Source organism: Roseofilum sp. SBFL (assembly GCF_017746885.1).
In the GTDB taxonomy this organism is placed as follows: domain Bacteria; phylum Cyanobacteriota; class Cyanobacteriia; order Cyanobacteriales; family Desertifilaceae; genus Roseofilum.
This window is the reverse complement of record NZ_JAGHZH010000132.1, coordinates 1-7,846: the sequence shown is the minus strand read 5'-3', so window position 1 is coordinate 7,846 and position 7,846 is coordinate 1. Positions and strand designations below refer to the sequence as shown.

The 7,846-nt window shown below is 46.5% G+C and carries 6 protein-coding genes and 2 pseudogenes; all 8 read right to left on the bottom strand.

Going from position 1 to position 7,846, the window contains the following annotated elements; genetic code table 11:
• Positions 1 to 276: 276 nt before the first annotated feature.
• Positions 277 to 636, bottom strand: a complete 360-nt coding sequence (locus tag J7545_RS14130) for a hypothetical protein (protein ID WP_318698304.1) — start codon at positions 634 to 636, stop codon at positions 277 to 279.
• A gap of 82 nt (positions 637 to 718) precedes the next feature.
• Entirely contained in the window at positions 719 to 1,780 is a 1,062-nt protein-coding gene (locus J7545_RS14125) for an ABC transporter ATP-binding protein (protein ID WP_318698305.1), read from the bottom strand.
• A gap of 308 nt (positions 1,781 to 2,088) precedes the next feature.
• Positions 2,089 to 3,354, bottom strand: coding sequence for an RNA polymerase sigma factor SigC (gene sigC / locus J7545_RS14120; protein ID WP_318698306.1), 1,266 nt, complete (start codon positions 3,352 to 3,354; stop codon positions 2,089 to 2,091).
• Between the two features lie 593 nt (positions 3,355 to 3,947).
• Complete coding sequence (locus J7545_RS14115; protein WP_318698307.1) at positions 3,948 to 4,898, bottom strand: NAD(P)H-dependent glycerol-3-phosphate dehydrogenase; 951 nt, start codon at positions 4,896 to 4,898, stop codon at positions 3,948 to 3,950.
• An 87-nt stretch (positions 4,899 to 4,985) separates the two neighbouring features.
• Positions 4,986 to 5,102: pseudogene (locus tag J7545_RS24090) on the bottom strand (Uma2 family endonuclease); the annotation flags it as partial.
• Between the two features lie 88 nt (positions 5,103 to 5,190).
• Positions 5,191 to 5,949: a class I SAM-dependent methyltransferase gene (locus J7545_RS14110; protein ID WP_318698309.1), complete on the bottom strand. Its 759-nt coding sequence runs from the start codon at positions 5,947 to 5,949 to the stop codon at positions 5,191 to 5,193.
• Positions 5,942 to 7,564, bottom strand: a complete 1,623-nt coding sequence (gene grrM, locus J7545_RS14105; RefSeq protein ID WP_318698310.1) for a cyclophane-forming radical SAM/SPASM peptide maturase GrrM/OscB — start codon at positions 7,562 to 7,564, stop codon at positions 5,942 to 5,944. The genes J7545_RS14110 and grrM overlap by 8 nt, the downstream gene beginning before the upstream one ends.
• Positions 7,540 to 7,846 (bottom strand): annotated as a pseudogene (locus J7545_RS14100) (hypothetical protein); the annotation flags it as partial. The pseudogene J7545_RS14100 and the gene grrM, both read right to left, overlap by 25 nt.

The window sequence follows — 7,846 nt, the reverse complement described above, 5'->3', positions numbered from 1 at the left end:
TTCACTTTCTCCATACAAGCTATCTGATAGAACTCCTTTAATCTCAAAACCTAATTCCACTATTTTCATGAAGTTCCTTGAATGCCTCATAACTTCTAACATCTGAAAATAGATTTCTATAGAAATCGCAATATTTATCAATCACAGAGAGGGTCGGTAAGGATTAATTTTGATTTCTAACGGGTTGTATTCGATTTCGACTCTAGAGCCATATCTAATACCAAATCCGAATAGTATAGAAAATAAACAGATGCTGTTCTAATCCCAATTTTCTTGCTATCCATCTCTACCTGTACTACCCGGATTTGGTATAATTTCTTGGATCAATGGTGCAAGAATTTCCAGAATAGATGGATTTTGAAAGTGGCGGATCTTAGTTTCAGGATGGGGATAATAGATCAAACTGTCATATTTTTGTTCTTGAAATGACACGCGACAGCGTGAAAAGGAAAAATCTTCAGGTAGAGTATGCTCCGTCCAATTTACGGATCTAAATGTAAATTCAGGTTCCACTAATTTCCCCAGACTATGAATATTCACTCTGAGGGCTAAATCCAGTAATTTTTCTAATCTCTCCTGTTCTGGAAAAAATATCTGTTCTTCATGCCCATTATTCTCTGAGGAATGAGAGAGCATTTTCTGTGCTTTAACTCCAGAATCAACCGGTTCTTTTCGTTAAACCTAAGCCAGTTCCTTTTCCCCCTATCCCTCCATCTCCCTATCTCCCTATCGTGGGGAAGATTTGCCAGGTTTTAGCTCTCACTTGAAGGTTGACTTTTGTACCGATGGGTAGGGGGTTAATGGTGTTACTTCTGGCTTTGAGTTCTAGTCCGGAGGAGGTGTGCAAAGTATAACGATGTTCGCGACCGAGAAATTGGCGATCGCCGATTTTGGCGATCGCGTTTTCATCTGGTTTGAGCTGAATGTCCTCTTCGCGAATCATTAAATCTCCTTGCTCTAAGTCTTCTGAGTCAGGGACAAAAAATGAACCAATTTCCGTATCCCATTGGGAACCGTTGCGACGAGCAGGGATAAAATTGGCTTGAGTGACAAATTCCGCGACAAACCGAGTTTGAGGATGACGGTAGATGATTTCTGGCGGCCCAATTTGTTCGAGTTGTCCGTTGTGCATCACTCCCACCCCATCACAAATAGAGAGCGCTTCTTCTTGATCGTGTGTGACAAAAATAGCAGATATGCCACTCGCTTTGAGAATGCGGCGAATCTCGGATCTCAGGCGCACTCGCACTTGAATATCTAGGTTGCTCAGGGGTTCATCCAAAAGGACGATGGTGGGTTCTGGTGCTAGAGCGCGAGCCAGGGCAACTCGTTGTTGTTGTCCCCCAGAGAGTTGGTGAGGATAGCGGTTTTGGAGTCCTTCTAAGCTCACCAAGGAAAGGGCATCTAACAGCCGTTTTTCAACCGTTCCTGTCCCCGAGCCTCGACGATGCTTCAAGCCAAAGATAATATTTTCTGCCACGGTTAGATGGGGGAATAAGGCATAATCCTGAAACACAATGCCCACATCTCGCTTTTCAGGAGGCACAGAAAAACGAGCCGTTCCCACCTCTTGTCGCCGTAATTCAATCTTGCCCCCAACCGGTTGCTCAAATCCAGCAATCAACCGGAGTAAGGTCGTTTTTCCACATCCTGAAGGCCCTACCAAGCCTAAAATATCCCCTTCCTTTAAGGCGAAACTAACCTGATTGACCACAAATCCTCTCTTTGGGTCAAATTGTTTGCTCACCTCTTCTAGGTTCAACACCACCGTCTCTGACATGCTTTGCCCTGTAACTGTTTAATCGATTAAAACTGCTATTACAGTAGCATAGTTTTTAGGCATCTTTTGAGAAGAGTTCTTAGTCTAGTGGGGGACAACTCTGGGCCATCTCCATTCAAAAGAACAGATGACAGAGAAGAAGATTCCTTCCTCTTCTCTGTCGAATCTTTACTCGGAGAACACCAAGAGTTACTATAACTTTGTTGAAAATAATTGTCAATACATTGGAGCAAAAAAAGTCGGGAAAGGTCTTTCCCGACTGATTTAGGATCGAATGAGTGATGACCGAGTAAAAAACGCGGAGGCAGTTAACTGAGAGATTCGAGATAATCCCGAACTCGGTTACGGCGCTTAGGTTGGCGGAGCTTTTGTAAGGCTTTGGCCTCAATTTGCCGGACGCGCTCGCGAGAGAGTTCTAGGGCGCGGCCAATTTCAGCTAAGGAATAGGGATGACCATCACCAAGGCCAAAACGCATTTGAATGACATCTCGTTCCCGACTGGTTAAGTCTGCCATCAGGTGGCGCAGGTCTTGTTGTAAGGATTCGCGCATTAAGGATTCTTCAGGGGAGATACTATCTGTTTCTAGAAGTTCTCCCAGTTCTGTATCTTTATCCTTACCCACCTTGGTTTCCAGGGATACTGAGCGAGGAACCCGCAACAGCACTTCTCGAATTTGGCCTGGGGTCATGTCTAGTTCTGCCCCTAAATCTTCGATAGTAGGGGTGCGCCCTTTATCTTGGGCAAGTTTCCGTTGGGCTTTTTTGATCTTATTGAGTTTTTCGGTAATGTGGACCGGTAGGCGGATCGTTCGGCTTTGGGTGGCGATCGCCCGCGTAATCCCTTGGCGAATCCACCAGTAGGCATAGGTGCTAAAGCGATACCCTTTGGTGGGGTCAAATTTTTCTACTGCTCGTTCTAGTCCCAAGGTTCCTTCTTGAACCAAATCCAGCAACTCTAAACCCCGATTTTGGTATTTTTTGGCCACTGAGACCACCAGACGCAAGTTCGCCTTAATCATGTGGTCTTTCGATTTCAGGCCAGCCGATTGCATTTCATCTAACTGTGCCACCGTTAATCCAGCTAACTGTGCCCAATGGCGTTTCCCTTCGACCAAAGCTACTTTAAGGGCTGCTACATCGGTTTGAGCAACTTCTGCCCAGCGTTCCCAACTGGGCCGATGTCCAAGCTGGGAGGTGAGGCGATCGCGAATTTCCATTAACCGCACATACTCTTGAATCGGCCCAGTTTCCGATTGTCCAGCTTGATTGCGTAATTCGATCAGTTGAATATAGCGCTGGACTTGTTGAGCTTCTGCAACTTCCTCATCGCGACCGAGCAAGTGGACTCTGCCAATTTCTTGGAGATACAACCGGACTAAATCCGTTGTGCGACGGTTGACTGAGGTTGGCCGGTTACGGGATTCCGTAGACTCCATTTCCAGTTCAGCCATTGTCTCTGAGGAGGTCAAGTCTTCTTGGGAAGTGAAATCCTCCGACGCTTCTAACTCATAGCTAGAGGTAGAGGATTCATTGTATTCAGGGTTCGGGCCAAAAGCAGTTACTGGCGTAGTCATCGTCTCAGTTGCTCCAAGTCATGAAAGGGAAGCATTTACAGGGTTCCCATCCGATTAGGGTTCCCTAATACGGGGATGAATGACAGAATCTTTAGATTTTTTTAATAAATCTATCGGTCTGTGACTTCATCAACTCGATCGGGTTTTCTGAGTTTTGAGGGAGTGAACTTGAGTCTCAACTGCCTAAGCCAGAATGGGCCTCGACCAGAGAGATTCGGGTTCTCTAAGAACTCAGGAGTAAGGTTGTCAACTTTTGCTTACTGTTGTTTACGGTTAAGCCGGTTTTATGGCGTTTTAGCCTTAAGTTAACCAGTTCTCATATTTTTTTATTAGGAGAATCAATTCAGATGGACTATGAAATCCTGCACCCTGATTGATTGAGCTTTCGACTGCGTATCCTAATGTTTTTTGCAAGTCTACTCTACTATAGATAGAGGTTACCTTAAGGGAAGTGACTTGGGTCAAAGGTTGAATTAATCTGTATCACTAAGTTTTGTGAGATCAAAAGATCTTCACAAGTGTGAAACCCATGCCCACATTGGGGTAGCCTGGATTAGACTCCCCTTATCTTTCTTCTTATTCACGCTCTCAAATCAGGATTCAGGTTTAATATCTCTTAACATCAGGGCATGAAGCGCCTGATGGGGGCTGATTTTCCCTTGCAGTAGTAAATCAACTTGAGTGCAGATCGGGATAGGAATGTGATGAATTTGCGCCAATTGAACTAAAACTTGTGTCGTATTAATGCCTTCTGCGGTTCCCTCCAGATGGTCGAGAATTTCCCATAGAGGTTTTTCTTTTGCGAGTTGATAGCCGACCTGATAGTTGCGGCTGAGGGGGCTATTACAGGTAGCTAATAGGTCACCTAAACCGGAGAGTCCGTAGAAGGTTTCGGGTTTGGCTCCCCAATGAGTGCCAATGCGGATCATTTCAGTTAGGCCCCGTGTGAGCAAGGCGGCTTTGGCGTTGGTTCCCAGGTGTAGACCGTCACAGACTCCAGCGGCGATCGCCAAAACGTTTTTTAAGGTTCCTCCCAGCTCTACCCCTAGGGGGTCGTCATTAGTGTAGACGCGAAACCGCGTGGAGGAAAAGACTTGTTGCACCCATTGGGCTGCTTGAGGGTCTCGACTGGCAACAGTGGTGGCAGCAGGAAGACCTTGATTAATTTCTTTGGAGAGGTTCGGCCCAGCTAAAACAACGACGCTATTCTCAGGAAAAGCATTTTGCCAGAGCTGGGAGGGCGTGATGCGATCGCTCGGATCGAGGCCTTTAGTAACTGTGACGATCGCAGTAGAAGGGTTCAGACCACAAGTTTGAACTTGCTCAATGACAGGTTTTACCCCTTTCATCGAAACAGCACTCAGAACCAGGGAAGCATCAGCAAGAGCTTCACAGAGGGGGAGATCTCCACGACGAGACCAAATTGTGACGTGATGGCGGCGATCTCGAGCGAGTTGAGCGAGGGTTTGCCCCCACACCCCACCCCCAATAACGGCAATTGAGAGTGCTGGATGTGAAGAAAAAGAGGAGGATTGTTTAGTCATGGATGTTTTCAACTTGGGTTTTCTATTGATCTATTACCCTTGCAGTTCTGGTGACCCATGAAAAGAGGTTTTCTGGCTGGAAAGGCCCTATTCAATACTATCGGGGTCGATGTTGAGTTCCCGCAATTTAGCTGCTAGGCGATCGGCGCGTTGAGTTTCGCAATCGGCAATTTCTTCTGATGTCAAAACCAACTCACCTTCGGCTCTGACAAGGTGTAATTGGCGATCGCGCCTTCCCAACTATAATCCTATAGCAGCAGTTTCGTTACCACTCGATAGAGTTTAGCCAATTTTACCTATGGCTAGGGCGTTGCCCTATATAAAAAACATAGCCGTAATACTGACTGTAATGGCGATAGAGATCGATTTCTTGTTGTTCGCTCTCTAAAACTTGTAAGGCTTCTGGGTCATTTTGATACTGTATTTTAAGCCGATTGATTTTGTTCTCTATGGGGGTGTAATAGTCTGTCCACCAGGCAATTTCTGGTAATACCAATGTATCAACGATCGCGTAACCCGCCCGTTCCATGGCGGCCCGGTTCTCCTCTAAGGTTCTCATGGATGGATAACCTTCTTGCCAAAACTGCTTGACAGGTTCGGGAGGATTGGGTTGTAACCAACTGATTTCGGTAACTGCGATGTATCCTCCCGGTTTGAGGAGCGATCTCCACTGGTTTAATCCGCGATCGAACCCCATAATATAAATCGCGCCTTCCGACCAAATCAGATCGAAAGACTGCTCTGCAAAGGGTAAATCTGCCATATCTGCACAAATCACTTCTAAGCGATTTCCCAATCCCTGACTCTCAAATCGTTGTTTCAGCTCCTCCAGATAGGGTTGATGGAAATCAACCGCAGTAATAGTGCCATTGCTCAGAGTTGCCAGATCCAGGGTTTGTTGTCCCGGGCCGCAACCAACATCTAAAATTTGGGGAGAGTCGGGTAACGCACTCAAATGAGAAAAGGCCTGTTGAGTCGAGGCAAAATTGCCCGGACCTTCTCTCGGAAGATTACTGTGAATTTGCCAAAATACGGGATAAAAATCAGACATGGGTGAGTCCTAAAGATTCTTCTAAACGTTCAACCACTAAATCGGTAACCATTTGTTCATAATACTGGCAAGCCATGGTTTGTGAAGAACGAAATGTTTTATTTTCCCAATATTTGTTACTGGCAGAACCTCCGCCACAAATGCCATAGTATTGACAAGTTTGTTGGCACAGTTCAACGCCAGCCGTAATATCGGCATAGATGCGTTGAAATTTTTCGCTCTGGCACACGGATTCTAAACTATCGGTGAGGATATTACCGAGGATAAAATCGCCATATTCTGCTGTTTTAATCGCTAACAGTTCGGGGTCAAATGTGGAAAAGTTGCCCTGATGATCGACATTGAGAATCACAAAGGGAGTGGTTAAGCCACTTCTGGGGATGCGATCGCCACTATAAATCAAGTTACAAATCCGCTCAAATTCCCGTAGCTTCAATTCTCCGCTGCTTTGAGCCGTCAAATCCCAAAATCGGCGAATAAACGCCTTGTAGCGCCGTCTAGCCTCCCCATTGGCGAGAGATGAAGACTGGTGTACCCCCTCTAATTCTTCAATATTAAAGCCCACATCGGTGAGACCATTATCCATGAAAAATGCAAACAGTTCATCGGCGTGGTCGAGGGAATCTTCCGTAATCACAGTGATAATATTAAACGGCACATCCTGTTCTTGCAGGTGGCGAATGCCGCGCATGGTGCTGTGATGGGTTCCGAGTCCCGTGCGGGTTTTCCGATGGGCATCATGGATAAAATCAGGGCCGTCAAGGCTTACCCCCACTTGCACGTTATAGCGTTTAAATAAGTCACACCACTCCGGTGTAATTAAGGTGGCATTGGTTTGTACCGATTGTGCAATTTCGCACTCGGTTTTATTTAAGGTTTTATCCAGTTCTGCAATCTGAGAGAGGGCAGTTTCATAGAACGAAATGGGAACAGCGAGCGGTTCCCCCGCGTGCCAACAAACCGTAAAGCGATCTCCCACAAACGGACTCTCGAAAATGCGCCGAAACACGGGTTCAATCCGATCTAGGGAAAACTGGTGTTTGAGATGGCGATCGGGTAAATAACAATAGTCGCAATCGAGATTACAAAAGGATGTCGTTTGCAGAATCACTAAATCTAAGGGGCCAAAGTTAGATAAATCCAATGCACCTTCACCCGGACGCACCAATTGAATAAAAATCTGGCGCACCCTCTCCTGTTCCCCCTCCGCCAACCTGCCATAAGTCTCATCTGCATGACGAGCGAGAGCGCCTTCCACCTCACCAATGGCGGCATAAACCTGATGGGTTAACGTTTTCCCCTGTCGCTGATGCCACAATTGCGTTAAGGCAAACTCCAATAACGGTAAATTCCCCGGTTGATGGTTCACATCATCTAGAATGCGCTCGATTAATCCCGCTTCAAACCCCACCCCCTGAGCTTCCGCAGGCTTCACAATAACATCCGTCAACTCCTCCCGGTTCATCGACCCCAACTTGTAATCCTTGCGGTTCAACACATCCGCAAAAGGTCGATAGGACAGCGCATTTCCCAGAAAATCCGCCCGCATCGTCATCACCACCGTACCCGGTAAATCCGCAATCAGGGCATCTAAAAACCGGTGGCGAATCTCCACCTCGCCACAGAGGGTGTAGAGTTCCTCAAATTGATCGATTCCCCTTCAAATGTCGTCTGGAAACTGCCAGGGGTTGACTCTTTCGACTTCATTTCATCGAGCAGTTTCTGAGCAGCCGCGAGAATTTCCCGATCGCGATCAGCTCCCGCTTCGAGTAACTTTTTCTGCAAAGGTGCTTTGTAAGTTTCTGGGTCGCTCTCATGTTCTTCTAATACCATTTCGGCCTTCGGTTCCCCAGCAAACTTGCGCTTAATCAATGCCTTTAGCCCTTGATAAGCATCC

What these genes read in the sequence shown, in the direction of transcription:
- J7545_RS14130 (WP_318698304.1), bottom strand. Translation starts at nt 636, where the DNA reads ATGCTCTCTCATTCCTCAGAGAATAATGGGCATGAAGAACAGATATTT.
- J7545_RS14125 (WP_318698305.1), bottom strand. Translation starts at nt 1,780, where the DNA reads ATGTCAGAGACGGTGGTGTTGAACCTAGAAGAGGTGAGCAAACAATTT.
- J7545_RS14115 (WP_318698307.1), bottom strand. Translation starts at nt 4,898, where the DNA reads ATGACTAAACAATCCTCCTCTTTTTCTTCACATCCAGCACTCTCAATT.
- sigC (WP_318698306.1), bottom strand. Translation starts at nt 3,354, where the DNA reads ATGACTACGCCAGTAACTGCTTTTGGCCCGAACCCTGAATACAATGAA.
- J7545_RS14110 (WP_318698309.1), bottom strand. Translation starts at nt 5,949, where the DNA reads ATGTCTGATTTTTATCCCGTATTTTGGCAAATTCACAGTAATCTTCCG.